The sequence below is a fragment of the Streptomyces sp. ATLC9 genome, assembly GCF_057196705.1.
Window position 1 is genome coordinate 1 of record NZ_JBXUOY010000037.1, and the last position, 15,511, is coordinate 15,511.

The following is a 15,511-nucleotide window of genomic DNA, read 5'->3' on the forward strand; positions in this document are numbered from 1 at the left end:
GGAGGACCCCGGGCAGCGCGCCGCCGCGGTGGCCCGCGCCTGGGCCGGTGTGCTGGAGATACGCCGCGTCACGGACGGCTGCGCCGGACCCGGTCCGGGCGCCCCGGCGCCCTGGGAGCGGACGCGGGCGGTCTGGGCGGTCTCCCTCGCCCTGGAGGCCGCGGGCGTACCGCCGTCGGCGGTGGACGGAAGCGGGCGCCGGACTCGGGCGGGATACCGGGTGCTCGACTCCGGCGAGCCGGGCTCGGCCCGTGTGGAGTGGCGGGGCCCCGCCGCCTCCGCCGGGCGCGACCACGCCGAGCGGGAGCTGAGGAGGTGCGCGGAACACCTGGCCGGGCGCGGCTGGGAGGCACTGCTGTACTGGGGGGCTCGCCGTGTCCCTTTCCTTCTGGTCACACCCGGTACGCCGTGAGCCGTCACCGTTCCGGGGCGGAGACCGGGTACCGGAACGCGTACCGGAACAAGGCCGCCGCTTCACGTGAAGCGGCGGCCTTGTTCCGGTACGGATCGCCCGGCGGCCGGGGCGGGCGCTCGTACCGGGACGGAGGACGGGCCGGGCAGGGCTCCGGTCCTGCGGTGCCCGGAGCTCACGCGGCGTGCCGGTCCTCCTCGGGAACGGTGGAGCGGGCCGGCTCGTGCGCCGGGAGGTCCGGTACTGCCCGCAGATGGCGCTCGCGGGACGGCTCGGCCACGGGTTCCTGAAGGGCTTCGCCCAGCATGCGTTCCTCATACCGTCCGAGGGCGAGCATCACGCACAGCAGCAGAGGGGGTATGACGAAGGCTGTGACAGCCACGGGGACTCCTTTGAGCGGGAAGGACTTGCCTCTGTTCCGCGTTGCCTCCCTGACCTGGCGGAAACCCCCTAAAGGTCCCCTTCGGGACATTCGAGGGACGTGCCGCCCGCCGTCCTGTCACGGCAGTCGGCCCCGGCCGTCCGTCACAGCCACCCGTTGCGGCGGAAGGCCCGGTACAGCAGTCCCGCGGAGGCGGCCATCGCGCCCATGGCCAGCGGATAGCCGAACTCCCAGCCCAGTTCCGGCATGTGCTCGAAGTTCATGCCGTACAGACCGGCGACCATGGTGGGGATCGCGAGGATCGCCGCCCATGCCGAGATGCGGCGCATGTCGTCGTTCTGCCAGGTGCCCACCCTGGCCAGGTGGGCGTCGAGCGCGGAGTTGAGCAACTCGTCCAGGGACCGGACCTCGGTGTCCGTGCGGTGCAGGTGGTCGGCCACGTCACGGAAGTACGGCAGCGCCTCCTGCGGCCACTGCGGCCAGGGCCCGGCGGCGAACTCCCGCACCACCGGGACCAGGGGTCGGACGGCGTCGCGGAACTCCAGGACTTCCCGCTTGAGCGAGTAGATCTCCTCGGTGAGGTCGTCCCGGGTGGGGGAGAAGACGCAGCGCTCCAGCCGGACGAGGTCGGTGCGCACCTTGCTCGCGGCGTCGCTGTAGGCGTCCACCACCACGTCCAGGACGGCGTGCAGGACCGCGGCGGGGCCGAAACTCAGCATCGCCGGGTCCGCGGCCAGCCGACGGGCGGCCTCCGCGGCCGGGTCGGCCGGCCCGTGCCGGACGGTCATCACGAAGCGGGGACCGAGGAAGACCATCACCTCCCCCGTCTCCACCTCCGACTCCTCCTCGACGTACCACAGCGTCCTCAGCGCCACCGCCAGCACATCGTCGTACCGCTCGCCCTTGGGAAGCTGGCGCGCGTGGACGGCGTCCTCCACGGCCAGCGGGTGCAGCCCCAGCTCGGCCGTCAGCTCGGCCACCTCGCGCTCGGAGGGAGAGTCCAGGCGCACCCAGCCGAACTCTCCCCCGTCCAGCTCCCGCAGGCGCTTGAGCACCGTCCGCCCCGCCTCGGCGGGCCGCTCGCAGTCGACCCGCCGAGCCGTTCCGTCCTCTTCCCGGTAAATCACGCACTCCATGTCACACGGATGCTTCACCTGCCCGGTTCCATGCCTGGCCGCCGAACGATCCCGGCGACCGCACCGCCTCACGGTCTCTCCCGAAGGCCGTCATGAGACGGGCGGTCGCGGTACCCAGGCCGGTGGGCCCGTGAGGGACTCCCGACGGCCCCCCTACCGGACGGCGCAGCTCGGACTCCGTGTAGCGGCGACATCCCCGGTGCCAGATGAGGATGCCCGCCATCCAGTGCTGGAGCTCCCGTGCGTAGCCGACGAGTGTGGCGCGGGTCTCCGCTCCGAGGGCCAGTTCCTCGAACATCCGGGGCAGCTCGGCGGAGACCACGCGCTCGAACTCGCGCATCCGGGAGTTCGCGAGATCCCCGACGATCCTCAGGGCCTCGGTGGTGCCGCAGTCGAAGAAGTTGCGCACGACGAACACGCAGTTGTGGATCTCGCCCTCGAACTCAATCTCCTTCCGGTAGGAGAACAGGTCGTTGAGCAGGCCCGCGTAGTCGCCCGCCGCGTGTTCCATCGCCTGTACCGGGCGGGTCCGGTAGATCTCGGCCGGCACCGTCCTGCCGTGGGACAGCCGGGAGAGGCTCATCGTGAACTCCGCGCCGAAGGTCTTCCGGCGCATCTCCACGTAGTCGACCGGGTCCGGGACGCGGTGCGCCGCCTGGTTGGCGAGTTCCCACAGCCAGCTGCCGGTCATGTCCTCGATGGTGGCACGGAAGGCGCGACGCGCGTCCACGGCCATCGGGCCCGTCGTGCGGGCCCACAGGTCGGCCAGGCCCCGCTCCAGCGCGTTCACCGGCGCCGGGGTGTCGCCCGAGCCCACCGGCATGAAGGACGACAGGCGCGCGGTGCACACCCTGGCGCCCGCCATGTCGCCGGTGCGCCCGAAGACGACCGGGTAGTAGTCGTCGCCATAGGTACCCCAGGTGAGCCAGCCCGTGGTCAGGTCCAGCTGCGCGGGCGAGGCGTCGGGGTGGATCCCGGCCGAGCAGAGAGCGAAGTCGAAGGCCCGCAGCTTGTGCTCGTCCCAGATACCGGAAGAGGGGAGGCCGGGCACGGCGTCCAGCATCCCCATCCGGTGCGCCCAGCTCACGACGTTCTCCCGGGAGGCGTCCAGATGAGGACTGAGCCGGGTGGTGTACGGCATGCGCAGCTCCGGGAGCCGCACCGGCCCGACCTTCTCGTACGGTGGGTACGCATGGCTTCTGAGCCTGGCCGGCAGGGTGGCCGCCACCGAGGCGACGATGCGGGCCGCCGAGGTGCCCAGGCCGGTGGGCCCTGCCGGGAGTCCCGCCCCGCCGGGCGCGGAAGGGACGCGCTCAGCGGGCGGGCCGTCGTTCATGTAACGGCTGGAGCGCGTGTGCCATTCGTGGCCGCCCGCCTGCCAGTCCTGAAGGCCCTTGGCGTACGCGAGCGCGTCGGCGCAGGAGGCGGGATCCAGACCGTGTTCGGCGAACAGCGGCGGCAGTTCCGTGAGGGCGGTGTGCTCGAACTGGTGGAGCCGGGAGGTGATCAGGTCGTTGACGGCGTCGGCGGCCTGCTGGGTCCCGCAGCCCAGGAACGTCTCGAAGACCAGCACCCCGTTGGAGAGTTCACCCTCGTCCTCGACCTCCCGCTGGTAGGAGAAGAGGTCGTTGCGCAGGTGCACGGCGTCGGAGAAGGCGTCTTTGAGCACCCTCATCGGGCGGCTCGCCGCGATCACCTCCGGTACCTCCGCACCCGCGGCGAACTCCACCAGACCGGCGGACCAGGGGGCGCCACCGACCTTTCGGCGCATCTCGATGTACTCCAGGGGGTTGGCGATCCGGCCGTCGCTGATGTTGGCCAGCTCCCACATGCTCTCCTCGAGCAGGTGCCGGGTGGCCTCGGCGAACCGGCGGCGCCAGCCGTCCGACATGGCCGGGACCGTACGGCCCCACAGATCGGCCAGCCCCCGCTCCACCGCGTTCTCCGGCACGGCGGACGGCGCGCTCCCCATCCCGCCGACCGGCCCCGCCGGCATGAAGGCCCGCAGCCGTTCCAGGTACTCCCGGGCCCCCGCGGTGTCCCGGTCGCGCTTGAAGCTCTCCAGGAAGTGGTCGTCGAAGAAGAACACCCAGACGTACCAGTCCGTCACCGTGGCCAGCCGCTCGGCGGGCGCGTCCGGGTGGGTGTAGGAGCACAGCAGGGCGTAGTCGTGGGAGTCGTAGTCGTCCTCGTCCCAGATCCCGGAGCCCTCGACCATCCCCATCCGCCGGGCCCATTCCTTGGAGTGGGCCCGGGCGGACTCCAGGTGGGGGTTCAGCCGCGCCGGATACGGCTCGTAGAAGTCCGGCAGCTCGAAGGGCCGCGGCATGCGCGCCTCACTCTCCTCGTGTCGTCCCGGGCCGCTCTCACTCCCCTTCGCGGGCGATCTCGACGTTCTCCAGGACGCCGAGCGCGTCCGGCACCAGGACCGCGGCCGAGTAGTAGGCCGTGACGAGGTAGGAGATGATCGCCTTCTCGTCGATGCCCATGAACCTCACCGACAGGCCGGGCTCGTACTCGTCGGGGATCCCCGTCTGGTGCAGGCCGACGACGCCCTGGTCGTCCTCTCCGGTACGCATGACGATGACGGAGCTGGTGCGCTCCCTGGTGATGGGGATCTTGTTGCACGGCAGGATCGGCACGCCCCGCCAGGCCGGAACGTGGTTGCCCATCAGGTCGACGTGGTCGGGGTAGAGACCGCGGGCGTTCATCTCGCGGCCGATGGCGGCGATGGTGCGCGGGTGGGCCAGGAGGAACTTCGAGCCGCGGCGGCGGCTGAGCAGCTCGTCCAGGTCGTCCGGGGTGGGCGGCCCGGAGTGGGTCTGGATCCGCTGGCTGTACTCGGCGTTGTGCAGCAGGCCGAACTCGGGGTTGTTGATCAGCTCGTGCTCCTGCCGCTCGCGCAGCGCCTCGATGGTGAGCCGCAGCTGCTGCTCGGTCTGGTTCATCGGTTTGTTGTAGAGGTCCGCCACGCGGCTGTGGACCCGCAGCACGGTCTGGGCGACGCTGAGTTCGTACTCGCGCGGGTTGAGCTCGTAGTCCACGAACGTGCCGGGCAGTTCGGGCTCCCCGCTGTGGCCGGACGCCACGGCGATCTCGGCCTCGCCCCGTTCGTTCTGCCGCTGTCGGGGGAGGGCCGCGAACTGCGCGACGTGGTCCCGCAGGGCGGGTGAGCTCTCCATGACGGAGGTGAACTCCCGCCTCCGCAGGGCGAGGAGGGTACCGCTGGTGACGGCCTTGGCGGTGTACTCCCAGACCGCCTCGTCCTCGAGCAGACTCTGCTCGCCGAACCTGTCGCCGTCGCCGAGCACACCCAGACGGGTGGGCTCGCCGTACGGGCCGCTGCCGGTCTTCTGCACCTTGCCGTGCGCGATCAGATAGATGTGGTCGGCCGGGCCGCCCTCCTCCGCGAGCACCTCGCCGGCCTCGAAGTCGCGCTGGACGAAGCGGTCGGCCAGGGCCGTCAGCACACCCACGTCCTCGAAGCCGCGCAGTACCGCGAGCTCGCCCAGCTCGCGCGGGATGACCTGGACCCGCGAACCGGTCTTCACGAACTCGACGCGGCCGTCGCCGACGGTGTAGGTCAGACGGCGGTTGACGCGGTAGACACCACCCTCGGTCTGCACCCAGGGGAGCACCCGGAGAAGCCAGCGGGAGGTGATCCCCTGCATCTGGGGGACGGACTTGGTGGTGGTGGCGAGGTTCCGCGCGGCGGCCGTGCCGAGGCTGAGACGCTGGTCCTGCTGCGCTTCACCGGCTGCTTCTACCGACATCGGGCGTGTCTCCTTCGGGCGGCGTGCTGGGGCACGCATACTGCGAGGGCCCGGCTCCCAGACGTAGGGACGCGGGCCCTCGGCGGTCGATCAGCACGCTAGGTGGATCATGAGGGCGGGGGCCATGACTGTCCGGCTCTTCCCACACCATCGAGTGTTCTTGGGCAATAAATGTTTAATGATCTTGAACTCGGGCCGGTCGTCTCGCCGGCCTGGCTTCCCGGTCCATTGTCGGTGCCCTCTCCCAAGCTCGGTGGTGCGCCATCCCTCCCCGCGAGCCGACCGGAGTCCCCATGCACCACCCCGGTCAGCCGGACGACCTGCTACCCGCGGGGACGGTCCGCCGCGCGGCGTTCGCCGCGTTCCGGGACTCCCCGGCCGCCGCCCGCATGCTCGACGTGCGGGAGATCCACGCGGAACCGGAGGCCGCCGCGTCGGCCCGCGGGCGGGAGATCATCGCCCGATTCCCCTGCGCCCGTGTCGTCGAGGTGCCCTCGCACTGGCGGATCCCCGCACCGCACGGTGACCGGGGCAGCGCGGACCGGTGGGTGCGGGTCAAGGCCGAGACCCTGGTCCTGGGGTCCGCAAGACCCTCACCTTCCGCCCCAACGGCCGGCCGGCCGACTGGATCGCTCCGGAGTCCTCCAACGGCTGCGCGATGGCCTGCGCGTACTGCTACGTCCCCCGCCGCAAGGGCTACGCCAACCCCATCACGGTCTTCACCAACACCGGCCGGATCATCGAGCGGCTCGGTCGGCACATCGCCGCCCAGGGCCGCAGGTCCGCTCCCAGCCAGTGCGATCCCGACCTGTGGGTGTACGACATCGGCGAGAACGGCGACTGCTCGGTGGACGCGCTGGTCTGCGACAGCACGGCCGACCTGGTCGCCGCCTTCCGGCGGTGGCCGAGGGCCAAGGCGTCCTTCGCGACCAGGTTCGTCAACCCCGACCTGCTCTCGTCCGACCCGCGCGGCAGCACCAGGATCCGCTTCTCCCTGATGCCGGCCGAGGACTCGCGGCTGCTGGACGTCCGCACCAGCCCGGTCGCCGAGCGGATCCTCGCCGCGGGTGACTTCCCGGAGGCCGGGTACGAGGCGCACTTCAACCTCTCGCCGGTCGTCGTGCGCCCGGGCTGGGAGGAGGCGTGGGCCGGTCTGCTGCGGGAGCTCGACGACGTCCTGCCGCCGGCGGTCAAGGCCCGGGCCACGGCCGACAGCCCTCACCCATGCCCCGCCGGTGCCGGAAGCCCCATCGGGTTGGGGAACCGCAGCGCCGCGGCGCTCGCACGGGCCAGAGGGGCGAGCAGCCGGCGCAACCGGTCCACCGCTGCCGCGTCCAGCCCCTGCCAGGGACGCGCGGCGGCGCGGTCGGTCGCCTCCTCGACGGCGCGGTGCACCCGCCGTCCCTCCCCGGTCGCCGTGCCGCCGGGGCCCAGCAGCCCGCGGGCGGTCAGCCGCTGTCCGGCGGCCTGCCACGCCTCGTCGCTCCAGCCCCGGTAGGGCTGGAGTTCCGCGCGGGGGAGGTCGATGCCCGCCCGCAGGACGAGGATCTCGCAGCCGTCGAGCCCCGAGGCGACCAGAGCGGCGACGTGGCCGTCACCGCGGTGCTCGCGCAGTACGGTCGCCGTGTGCCACAGCCGCTCCACCGAGTCCGGCGGAACGGGCAGCGCCCGGTTGGCCGCGGCCAGCACCCGCCCGGCGCAGTCCAGGTCCTGGACCACGGACAGCAGGAGGCCGGCCGCCTCCTCCGCCTCCCGGCCGTACCCGGACAGCAGGCGGCGCAGCGCCGCACCGGCTCCGTCCCTCCGCGCCTCCAGGGCGTGCTCGGGCGTCACCGCCGTCCACAGGCCGGGCAGGGCCCTGGCGACCATGCCGGGCGCGAAGCCGAAGAACGCGGCCGTGACCGGTTCCGGCCCGGTCTCCCCCAGCGGCGCGGCTCGTCCGGCGAAGTAGCCGCGCCAGAAGCCGCGCAGCCCCGCGTCCTCGAAGGCCTCCCGGGCCTCCGGCGCGAAGTAGGTCACCGCGTGAACCGGTTCGAGCAGGCCCCACAGTGCGCGTGCGGTGTGCGGCGGTTCCTGCATGCCCTCTTCCCTCCCCTTCGCGGGTCACCGGGGGTTGCTTCCCGCCGCGCGGCCGGTTCATCCGGCGCCGGGGCGCCCCGTTCCGCCGTTCCCGGAAGGGATCCCGACTCGATGCCGCGGTCGCCCGTCCCGGAGGATGCGGCCGCACTCGCCTGATCCGACGTCTGGTCAGGCCACATGATCGTGGCTACGCTCCTGCGTGGTCACCGCGGCCCCTTCCGCCCGGGCTCCGACTCGGGCATCCAGCCGAACGCCCGCGGGAGACGAGGAACCGGCGGGCACCGGAGCGCCCCGGCGACGCCCTCGACGACGTCTTCCCGCCCGACCACGTCCGCGAGTACGTCCACCGCAGCCTGGAGAACCTCGGTACCGACCGCATCGACCTGCTGCGGTTCCACGTCTGGGAGGACCGGTGGAGCGACGACGAACGCTGGCAGCAGGTGATCCGCGACCTCAGGGCGGAGGGCGTGATCGAGGGATTCGGTATCAACGCCGGCCTCTGGGAGCCGGAGAACTGCCTGCGAGCGATCGACACCGGCTTGGTCGATGTCGTCCAGGTCGCCTACAACATCTTCGAGCAGGCTCCCGAGGACGAGCTGTTCGAGCGCGCCCTGCTCGACGACATCGGCATTATCGTCCGCGTCCCCTTCGACGGGGGCGGCCTGGCCGGGGAACCCGTCCGCGACGCCGTGTTCCCCGAGGACGGCCGGCGGACGGGCGGCGTCGGGCCCGGGAGACCGGCGCCGGCGGACGAGCGCGTCGAGCGGCTGAGGAAGGTGCTGCCCGAGGGCATGACACTGCCCGAGCTGTCGCTGCGCTTCATCCTCCACCACCCGGCCGTCAGTACCATCGTCCCCACCATGCGCGGACCGGAGCACGTACACGCCAACCTGACCGTCTCCGACGGCCGGAGGCTGGACCGCGCTCTGCTCGACGAGCTGCGCGGCCACCGCTGGAACCGCCGGCCGGCGAAGGGGGCGACACCGCCTCCGTGACCGTGCGGGTCGTCTCCCGCCGGCTTCCTCCGCGGACCGCCGGACACGGCGACACGGCCGGGGCCTGCTCAGGACTTGCCTCGGGGCCCGCGGCCGGGCGAGGGCGCCGGGTGGCGCCCGCACCGGCGCGGCATGTCTGCGCCAGCCGGATGCTCCGGTCGAGCACGGCGGCGAACGCCGTCCACAGCAGACAGGGCGCCAGAGCTCGCCCGGAGCCCCCGCCCGCCCGCGGGCGGGGGCAGACTGGAGGGGGAGGACCCGAAGGAGGCGGTCGCCGACCACCGGCCTCCGGGCGGTTCTCGGGGTCCGACGGACGAAAGGCGCCGACATGACCGCGAACAGCCCGTACGAGCAGCCCTCGGGCCACGCCCCGCAGAGTTCGCAGGAGGCCCGGGTGCGGACGCTGGAGACGCAGGTGCAGGCACTGGCCGAGGCCGTCCGAGCGCTCTCCCGGGGGTTGGAGCAGCCCCCCTCCCAGGACACCCGGCTGCCCGAGGAGGCGGCTCGCGGGGCCCGGCTCGCGCACGAGATCCTCCTGGCCCAGGACCTGTAGACGACACCTGCCGGCCGTTCGTGACCCGCCCCGCCCCGCCCACCGGGTGCGAACGGCGGGCGCCGACGGGCCGGGCGGCGGGAGGCGAAAGAGTGCCCCGGAGGTGGCTATGACGAGTTCACAGGTACGTCGGCCGATCGTGGTCGGCGTGGATCCCGACCCCTCCCGGCGGTCGGCCCTCGCCTGGGCCGCGGACGAGGCCGCCCGGCGAGGACTGCCGCTGCGCGTGGTGCACGCCCAGGGCGTGCCGACCGGCGGCTACTGGTCCTCGGAGCTGCGGCCGTCGTGGGAGCGGTGGAACGAGGCGCTGCACGAGGCCGGCGAGCGGGTCCTCGGGGACGCGGTCGCCTTCGCCGAGAAGCGGCAGCCGCAGGTGGAGGTCTCCTGGCTGCTGGCGGAGGGGCACCCCGCCTGGGTGATGCGCGAGGAGACGCGGAACGCGGCGATGGCCGTGGTGGGCTCCTGGCACCTGTCCTCCGCGCAGGAGCTGTTCGGCTCCGCCTCGGTGGGGCTGCCGCTCACCGCCCACGCCCCGTGCCCGGTGGTGGTCCTGCGGGAGCCGGAGCACGTCACCCGGCAGCCGCCGTACCTCGTGGTGGGTGTCGACGGCAGTCCGCACTCCGCCGCGGCCGTCGACTTCGCCTTCCAGGAGGCCTCGCTGCGCGGTGCGGCGCTGCGGGCCGTGCACGTGTGGCATCCGCCGTTGCTGGGCTCCCTGGACGAGGAGGCGGCGGAGCAGGAGGCCCGTCGGTTGCTGTCGGAGTCGGTCGCGGGCCGCACCGCCGCGTATCCGGAGGTGGATCTGCGCCACGAGTTCGTACGGGGGCATCCGGTACAGGCCCTGGCCGAGGTCTCCGAGCAGGCCCTCGGCCTGGTCGTGGGCTCCCGTGGGCGCGGGGGCTTCACCGGGATGCTGCTGGGCTCGGTGAGCCAGGGTGTGCTTCACCACGCCCGCTGCCCGGTCTTCACCGTCCCCGCCGCGGACGGGCGCACCTCCTGACGCGGCGCCCGGATGCGGGACGGGGTGGAGCGGACCAGAATGAACTGACGGCCCGGGCGTCCGGTGGCGCCGGGGGGCCCACAGGCGCCCGGGGCCTCTCCCGCAGGCCGGTCCCACCGCGTTCGCCGGACCGGCCGGGCCCACGGACCCGGTGAATCCACCGAACCCACCGCATTCACCGCATCTCGATCCGAGGAGACTGCCATGACCACTGCCCGGGACATCATGCACACCGGTGCGGAGTGCGTCGGGGAGCACGAGACGCTGGACGCCGCGGCACGGCGCATGCGCGACCTCGATGTGGGGGCGCTGCCGATATGCGGCGACGACGACAAGCTGCACGGGATCGTCACCGACCGCGACATCGTGGTGAAGTGCCTGGCCACGGGAGGTGATCCGAGCAGGATGACCGCCGGTGAGCTGGCCCAGGGGCGGACGTTCACGGTCACCGCCGACACGGATGTCCAGAAGGTGCTGGACACAATGGAGAGGCACCAGGTCCGCCGGGTGCCGATCATCGACGGGGAGAAGCGGTTGGTCGGCATGGTCAGCGAAGCCGATCTGGCGCGCAGTCTCCCCGAGGCCGAGGTCGGCCGGTTCGTCGAGGCCGTGGTGGCCAAGCGGCTGTGACCGCCCCTCTCACGGGTTCGGTACCCGCGGTGGCCGGTACCGAACGGACGGGCCGCGCCGTACGCTGGCCCATGTGCGCACCGTGGAGCTGCTGCCGGACGCCATCACCGACCTGGCCGTGCGCCGGGCGTGGCGGCACCTGGCCGCGGCGGGAATGCCCAGCCAGGAGGCGCACACCCACCCGACCAACCGCCCCCACCTCACCCTGGCCACCGCCGACGCGCTTCCCGGCGCGGCACGCGAGGACATGGCGGCGGCGCTGGGCGCCCTGCCGGTGGGGCTGTGCCTGGACGGACTGCTGCGCTTCGCCGGACGTACGCACGTCCTCGCCTGGGCCGTGCGGCCGGATCCGGAGCTGCTGCGGCTGCACGCAGCGGTCTGGCGGGCGCTGACCGGCTCGCCCGGGACCGGTGGGATGAATCCGCTGCACGCCCCCGGCCGGTGGGTCCCGCACATCACTCTCGGGCGCAGTCGCGGCCCGGCCTGGAGCCCGACGGACGGGGAACTGCTGCCCACCGGACTGCGGGACCCGGTGCGGGGCCGCCTGACCGGTGCCCGCAGCTACGACTCGGCCGCCCGGACCACCGAGGCCCTCGCCCCGTAGGGGCGGGTGTGCCCGGTTCCGGCCGCCCGCCTGCCGGTCCGCCGCCTGCCGGTCCGCCGTACGCCCCCGGGATCACCGGGACGGTCGGCTCGGAGCGGTTCGGCACAGAACGGACACACCCGGCGAAGGCTGCCGCACCGCGTCCGCGGGTAGGTTCCGCCCATGACTGATGTCGTGGACGCAGACGAACTCCTCCGCCGTATCCGGGTCGCACGCGACTGGGCCGCCGAGCGGGAGGCCGGGACAGCCGGGGGCGGGTACCCGCCCGGCGCGGACGCGGGCTCCGGCCCCCCGGCGGACGGCATCGACCGTGTCGTCTTCTCGGTGGTTCGCGAGGTACTGGACGAGATCATCACCCCGGGGACGCATTCCCGCCGACGGTAAGACCCCAGGGGTTCGGCGGGGCGCACCGGCCGTCCGGCTCCGCGGTGGCGCAATATCGCCGCACCGATACGATGGGTGCGAACCGGGCTTTTCATCCGTCCGCTCCCCGTAGGAGGGGAAGATGACGAAGAAGAACAGGAAGTTCCGCAAAGGGGACAGGGTTTCCTGGAAGAGCCACGGAGGCGAGGCCGTCGGCAGGGTCGAAGAGGAGATCACCTCCCGCACCGAGGCCGGCGGGCGTACCGTGGACGCCTCCCCCGACGACCCCCAGTACCAGGTACGCAGCGAGAAGTCCGGCGGCCGGGCGGTCCACCGCCCTGACGCCCTCCGCGAGAAGGGCTCCGGGGATGACTGAGGGCCGCGCGGACCGCGACGAAACCGTCGCCGAGTTCGGGAAACTGGTCAATCTCACGCCCAAGCAGCTCCAGGACTGGCTGGGGCGGGAGGAATCCAGGGCCGCCGGGCAGCACCGGGACGGTGGCGAGAGTACGGGCCACGCCTCGGGCCGCCGCATCGTCGAACTGCTGCGGACCTCGAAGTCCGACCTCAGCGACGACGACGTGGCCCACATGCGCAAGGTCAGCGGTTACATCAAGCGGCACCTGGCCCAGCGGCCCTCCGGCGATGTCACCGACACCACCTGGCGGCACTCCCTGATGAACTGGGGACACGACCCCCTCAAGGACGGCTGACGCCCGCCGCGCCGCCGGAAATGGCGCGGGTCGCCTCCCCCGGGCGGCCCGTGCCGTCGGCAGCCCCGTCAGCCGGGCGGCCCGGCGACCTCCGTCCGCTCTCCGGCGGGTTCCCCTCGCCCGGCGCCTTCGCGGGGCTCGGCCCGCAGGATCCCGGCGGCCCCGGCCGCCACGGCGCACAGGGCCACGGGCAGCAGGAAGGCGACGTTCAGCGGTGCGAGATGGGTGAGCGGCCCGATGACGGCCGGTCCGGTCAGCATGCCGAGGTAGCCGAGCCCCGCCACCCGTGAGACGTTGACCCCGGCGGCTTCCGGGTCGGCGTGGCCCGCGGCGCTGAAGAGCTGGGGAACGCAGCCGGACAGCCCGAGGCCGAAGACCGTCCAGCCCGCCAGGGCCAGGGGGACCCAGGGCGAGACCACCACCGCCGACAGGCCGAGCGAGGCCAGGAGAGCGCCGTAGCGGACGATCGCGACCGGACCGAACCGCGCGGCCACCCGGTCGGTGAGCAGGCGTCCGACGGTCATGGCGGTGGCGAAGGCCCCGTAGGCGAGGGCCGCCGTGGCGGCGGGCGCGCCCAGGACATCCCGCAGGGCAAGCACGCTCCAGTCGTTGGCGACGCCCTCGGCGAGCATCAGCATCAGCGCGAGGGCGGCCAGCGCCCAGATCCGTGCGGGCGTTCCGCGCCGCGCCCCGGCGGACGCCTTCCGTTCCTCCGCGGCCGGGCCTCCCGGCCCGGCGGGCTCGGGGCGCAGCAGTGCGGGAGCGACCAGGACGGCCACCAGGAGCCCGGCCGCGCCCATCCCGGCGAGGGTCGCGGCGGCGTTCCAGCCCCAGCTGAGGGTCCGGGCGCCGACCAGGGCCGCAAGCACCCCTCCGACGGAGAAGACCGCGTGGAAGGCGGACATGACGGGACGCCGGTAGCCGCGCTCCACCTGGACGGCGTGGGTGTTCATGGCGACGTCCAGACAGCCGTTGCCGAAGCCGAACACCAGCAGCGCCGCGCCCAGCGTCCAGGCCTCCTCGGCCAGCCCGGGCAGCACCAGGGACACGCTGCACAGCACCGCGCTCACCGGCACCACCACGCGGACCCCGAAACGATCGGCCAGCGTTCCGGTCAGCCGCATGCCCGCGAAGGCTCCGCCGCCGAGCAGGAGCAGCAGCCAGCCCAGGACGGCGTGGCTGATCCCCGCGCGGTCCTCCACCACCGGGATGTGGACGACCCACATGCCCATCAGAAAGCCGTTGAGGCCGAAGTAGGCGAAGGTGGCCAGCCGTGCGAGCCGCAGCGTTCTCTCCATGTTCCAGAATTTAACAAACAAAATTACTGTTCGGGAGATTGAATTTCGCACATAATCCATGTTCAATTCCCGGCGTGGCGAGCGCGGAACGACTGAGACGGATCACCGAGGCCGTACGCGAGGCCGGGCGGTTGAGCGTGGCGGAGCTGGCCGGGCTCACCGGCGCCTCGGAGATGACCGTCCGGCGCGATCTGGAGGTCCTGGCGGACCAGGGGGTCCTGGAACGCTATCGAGGCGGGGCCAGCAGCCTGCTGCTGCGCGGTGAGGAGCCGCCGTTCGTGCTGCGGGAGCTGGAGCGGCCGGACGCCAAGCGTCGGATCGCCGCCGAGGCGGCCTCCTTGATCACCGACGGCGAGTCGGTCGTCCTCGACAGCGGCACGACCTGCCTGGAGGTGGCCCGTGCCCTGGCCGACCGCCGGCTGACCGTCATGCCGCTGTCCCTGCACGCCGCCAACGTCCTCACCGGCGCCCCTCGGTTGAAGCTACTGCTGCCCGGCGGGGAGCCGCGCCCGGGTGAGCTGGCGCTGACCGGCCCGCTGGCCGAGGCGTCCCTGGCCGCGCTGCGCTTCGACACCGCCGTCATCGGCTGCTGCGGCCTGAACGCGGCGGACGGACTGACCGCGTACGACCTGGCCGACGCCGCCGTCAAGCGCGCCGCGATCGCCTCGGCCCGCCGGGTGGTCGCGGTCGCCGACGCGGCCAAGTTCTCCCGCACCGCCCTCGCCTTCGTCGCGCCGGTCTCGGCTCTCGACGCGGTGGTGACGGAGGAGGGCGCACCCGGTGACGAGACCGGCGCGCTGACCGCGGCCGGCGTGACCGTGCGTGAGGTGTGAGCCGGCCCGCCCCGGCCGGGACGCCCGCGGAACCGGCCGGGGCGCGGCGGTCACCGCTCCCTCAGCAGCCCCGTCACCACCCTGCCGAACAGCAGCCGGGCCGCCCAGGCCGTCGGCGGGTCCAGCAGGCGCGGCAGCCCCCGCACCCGGACTTCCTCGCGCCAGACGGCCAGCGAGCCCCCGCCGGCGGGGACCACCTCCGCCTCGGCCCAGCCGAGCACGACCCTCCCCCGCTTCTCCACCCGGCAGTGGCCGGGACGGCCGGCGGCCGGCGGCTCCCAGCGCACGACCTCCATGGGGTCGTCGAACCCGGCCCGTCCGGTGCCCGTGCGTGCCGTGAAGCGCGTGCCGACGCGCGTGGGAGGCACGGTGGTGACCGTGATCGCGGTGAACGGGACGTGGCGGGCGTGGTTCTCCCAGGTGGTCAGCCTGCGCCACGCCTCCGCTGCCGGGAGGTGGGTGCGGCGTTCGATCCGGATGAGGGGCATACCGCGACGGTAGGCACCGCGCACCCGCACGTCCGGCCGACCCGCCGGGCCCGCGCCGAACGGCCGTTGACGTCCACGTTCACCTGGGCGTGCGCCGGGTGCCGCACGGTGGTGTCCGGGGCCTGGCTCAGCCTCACTCTGGCGTCCGGGACCGGCTCCCCGGCCCGGCCCAGGGCCGCCAGCACCTTGGTCCGCGCGTACTCGGCCGCGTACCCGGGAACCTCGCCCCGGCCCTCGACCCTGACATCCGGG

The 15,511-nt window shown here is 73.2% G+C and carries 17 protein-coding genes and 1 pseudogene; 11 read left to right on the forward strand and 7 right to left on the reverse strand.

Features of this window, described 5'->3' with window-relative positions; translation table 11 throughout:
* Nucleotides 1-412, forward strand: a 412-nt coding sequence (locus AC2CJA_RS06590; RefSeq protein WP_484601716.1) for a hypothetical protein, incomplete at its 5' end; no start/stop codon positions are given.
* A gap of 175 nt (nt 413-587) precedes the next feature.
* On the opposite strand, the gene AC2CJA_RS06595 is transcribed toward AC2CJA_RS06590, so the two are convergent.
* The 4 genes from AC2CJA_RS06595 to AC2CJA_RS06610 form a co-directional block, all read right to left on the reverse strand.
* On the reverse strand, nt 588-794 hold the full coding sequence (locus AC2CJA_RS06595; protein ID WP_484601717.1) for a hypothetical protein: 207 nt from the start codon (nt 792-794) through the stop codon (nt 588-590).
* A gap of 143 nt (nt 795-937) precedes the next feature.
* Nucleotides 938-1,930 (reverse strand): magnesium and cobalt transport protein CorA, encoded by a 993-nt coding sequence (locus AC2CJA_RS06600; protein WP_484601718.1) that lies wholly within the window; start codon nt 1,928-1,930, stop codon nt 938-940.
* 1 nt (nt 1,931) lies between these two features.
* On the reverse strand, nt 1,932-4,259 hold the full coding sequence (locus AC2CJA_RS06605; RefSeq protein WP_484601719.1) for a family 2 encapsulin nanocompartment cargo protein terpene cyclase: 2,328 nt from the start codon (nt 4,257-4,259) through the stop codon (nt 1,932-1,934).
* Between the two features lie 37 nt (nt 4,260-4,296).
* Nucleotides 4,297-5,703 carry a family 2B encapsulin nanocompartment shell protein gene (locus AC2CJA_RS06610; RefSeq protein WP_484601720.1) on the reverse strand — a complete coding sequence of 469 codons (1,407 nt, stop codon included), beginning with the start codon at nt 5,701-5,703 and terminating at the stop codon, nt 4,297-4,299.
* 293 nt (nt 5,704-5,996) lie between these two features.
* Between AC2CJA_RS06610 and AC2CJA_RS06615 the strand changes: the two are divergent.
* Nucleotides 5,997-6,916, forward strand: a pseudogene (locus tag AC2CJA_RS06615) (spore photoproduct lyase family protein); the annotation flags it as partial.
* Nucleotides 6,917-6,921: 5 nt separating this feature from the next.
* On the opposite strand, the gene AC2CJA_RS06620 reads toward AC2CJA_RS06615, so the two are convergent.
* Nucleotides 6,922-7,782 carry an SCO6745 family protein gene (locus AC2CJA_RS06620; protein WP_484601721.1) on the reverse strand — a complete coding sequence of 287 codons (861 nt, stop codon included), beginning with the start codon at nt 7,780-7,782 and terminating at the stop codon, nt 6,922-6,924.
* Here AC2CJA_RS06620 and AC2CJA_RS06625 point away from each other — a divergent pair.
* The 8 genes from AC2CJA_RS06625 to AC2CJA_RS06660 all read left to right on the forward strand — a co-directional run bounded on the left by AC2CJA_RS06625 (nt 7,758) and on the right by AC2CJA_RS06660 (nt 12,640).
* Nucleotides 7,758-8,777 carry an aldo/keto reductase gene (locus AC2CJA_RS06625; protein ID WP_484601722.1) on the forward strand — a complete coding sequence of 340 codons (1,020 nt, stop codon included), beginning with the start codon at nt 7,758-7,760 and terminating at the stop codon, nt 8,775-8,777. The genes AC2CJA_RS06620 and AC2CJA_RS06625 overlap by 25 nt on opposite strands.
* Nucleotides 8,778-9,105: 328 nt before the next feature.
* Entirely contained in the window at nt 9,106-9,330 is a 225-nt protein-coding gene (locus tag AC2CJA_RS06630; RefSeq protein WP_241712955.1) for a hypothetical protein, read from the forward strand.
* Between the two features lie 109 nt (nt 9,331-9,439).
* The gene (locus tag AC2CJA_RS06635; RefSeq protein ID WP_484601723.1) at nt 9,440-10,330 is read left to right on the forward strand and encodes a universal stress protein; all 891 of its coding nucleotides are present in this window, start codon (nt 9,440-9,442) and stop codon (nt 10,328-10,330) included.
* Nucleotides 10,331-10,534: 204 nt separating this feature from the next.
* Entirely contained in the window at nt 10,535-10,960 is a 426-nt protein-coding gene (locus AC2CJA_RS06640) for a CBS domain-containing protein (protein WP_484601724.1), read from the forward strand.
* 73 nt (nt 10,961-11,033) lie between these two features.
* Nucleotides 11,034-11,564 carry a 2'-5' RNA ligase family protein gene (locus tag AC2CJA_RS06645; protein WP_484601725.1) on the forward strand — a complete coding sequence of 177 codons (531 nt, stop codon included), beginning with the start codon at nt 11,034-11,036 and terminating at the stop codon, nt 11,562-11,564.
* A 162-nt stretch (nt 11,565-11,726) separates the two neighbouring features.
* Complete coding sequence (locus tag AC2CJA_RS06650) at nt 11,727-11,948, forward strand: hypothetical protein (protein WP_484601726.1); 222 nt, start codon at nt 11,727-11,729, stop codon at nt 11,946-11,948.
* 121 nt (nt 11,949-12,069) lie between these two features.
* A complete protein-coding gene (locus AC2CJA_RS06655) occupies nt 12,070-12,303 on the forward strand; it encodes a hypervirulence associated TUDOR domain-containing protein (RefSeq protein ID WP_484601727.1) in 234 nt (77 codons plus the stop codon).
* Nucleotides 12,296-12,640, forward strand: coding sequence for a DUF3140 domain-containing protein (locus tag AC2CJA_RS06660; RefSeq protein ID WP_241712948.1), 345 nt, complete (start codon nt 12,296-12,298; stop codon nt 12,638-12,640). The genes AC2CJA_RS06655 and AC2CJA_RS06660 overlap by 8 nt, the downstream gene beginning before the upstream one ends.
* Before the next feature lie 68 nt (nt 12,641-12,708).
* On the opposite strand, the gene AC2CJA_RS06665 is transcribed toward AC2CJA_RS06660, so the two are convergent.
* Nucleotides 12,709-13,938: an MFS transporter gene (locus AC2CJA_RS06665; protein ID WP_484601728.1), complete on the reverse strand. Its 1,230-nt coding sequence runs from the start codon at nt 13,936-13,938 to the stop codon at nt 12,709-12,711.
* Nucleotides 13,939-14,012: 74 nt separating this feature from the next.
* Here AC2CJA_RS06665 and AC2CJA_RS06670 point away from each other — a divergent pair, with 74 nt between their 5' ends.
* Nucleotides 14,013-14,771 carry a DeoR/GlpR family DNA-binding transcription regulator gene (locus tag AC2CJA_RS06670; RefSeq protein WP_484601729.1) on the forward strand — a complete coding sequence of 253 codons (759 nt, stop codon included), beginning with the start codon at nt 14,013-14,015 and terminating at the stop codon, nt 14,769-14,771.
* 50 nt (nt 14,772-14,821) lie between these two features.
* Here the strand turns inward: AC2CJA_RS06670 and AC2CJA_RS06675 are convergent, their stop codons facing one another.
* Nucleotides 14,822-15,259, reverse strand: a complete 438-nt coding sequence (locus tag AC2CJA_RS06675) for an SRPBCC family protein (RefSeq protein ID WP_484601730.1) — start codon at nt 15,257-15,259, stop codon at nt 14,822-14,824.
* Nucleotides 15,260-15,511 lie beyond the last annotated feature (252 nt).

Excerpts from the sequence above, each read along its gene's own strand:
- AC2CJA_RS06640 (WP_484601724.1), top strand. The coding sequence starts at position 10,535 with ATGACCACTGCCCGGGACATCATGCACACCGGTGCGGAGTGCGTCGGG.
- AC2CJA_RS06630 (WP_241712955.1), top strand. The coding sequence starts at position 9,106 with ATGACCGCGAACAGCCCGTACGAGCAGCCCTCGGGCCACGCCCCGCAG.
- AC2CJA_RS06605 (WP_484601719.1), bottom strand. The coding sequence starts at position 4,259 with ATGCCGCGGCCCTTCGAGCTGCCGGACTTCTACGAGCCGTATCCGGCG.
- AC2CJA_RS06665 (WP_484601728.1), bottom strand. The coding sequence starts at position 13,938 with ATGGAGAGAACGCTGCGGCTCGCACGGCTGGCCACCTTCGCCTACTTC.
- AC2CJA_RS06675 (WP_484601730.1), bottom strand. The coding sequence starts at position 15,259 with ATGCCCCTCATCCGGATCGAACGCCGCACCCACCTCCCGGCAGCGGAG.
- AC2CJA_RS06620 (WP_484601721.1), bottom strand. The coding sequence starts at position 7,782 with ATGCAGGAACCGCCGCACACCGCACGCGCACTGTGGGGCCTGCTCGAA.
- AC2CJA_RS06635 (WP_484601723.1), top strand. The coding sequence starts at position 9,440 with ATGACGAGTTCACAGGTACGTCGGCCGATCGTGGTCGGCGTGGATCCC.
- AC2CJA_RS06610 (WP_484601720.1), bottom strand. The coding sequence starts at position 5,703 with ATGTCGGTAGAAGCAGCCGGTGAAGCGCAGCAGGACCAGCGTCTCAGC.
- AC2CJA_RS06660 (WP_241712948.1), top strand. The coding sequence starts at position 12,296 with ATGACTGAGGGCCGCGCGGACCGCGACGAAACCGTCGCCGAGTTCGGG.
- AC2CJA_RS06600 (WP_484601718.1), bottom strand. The coding sequence starts at position 1,930 with ATGGAGTGCGTGATTTACCGGGAAGAGGACGGAACGGCTCGGCGGGTC.
- AC2CJA_RS06650 (WP_484601726.1), top strand. The coding sequence starts at position 11,727 with ATGACTGATGTCGTGGACGCAGACGAACTCCTCCGCCGTATCCGGGTC.
- AC2CJA_RS06655 (WP_484601727.1), top strand. The coding sequence starts at position 12,070 with ATGACGAAGAAGAACAGGAAGTTCCGCAAAGGGGACAGGGTTTCCTGG.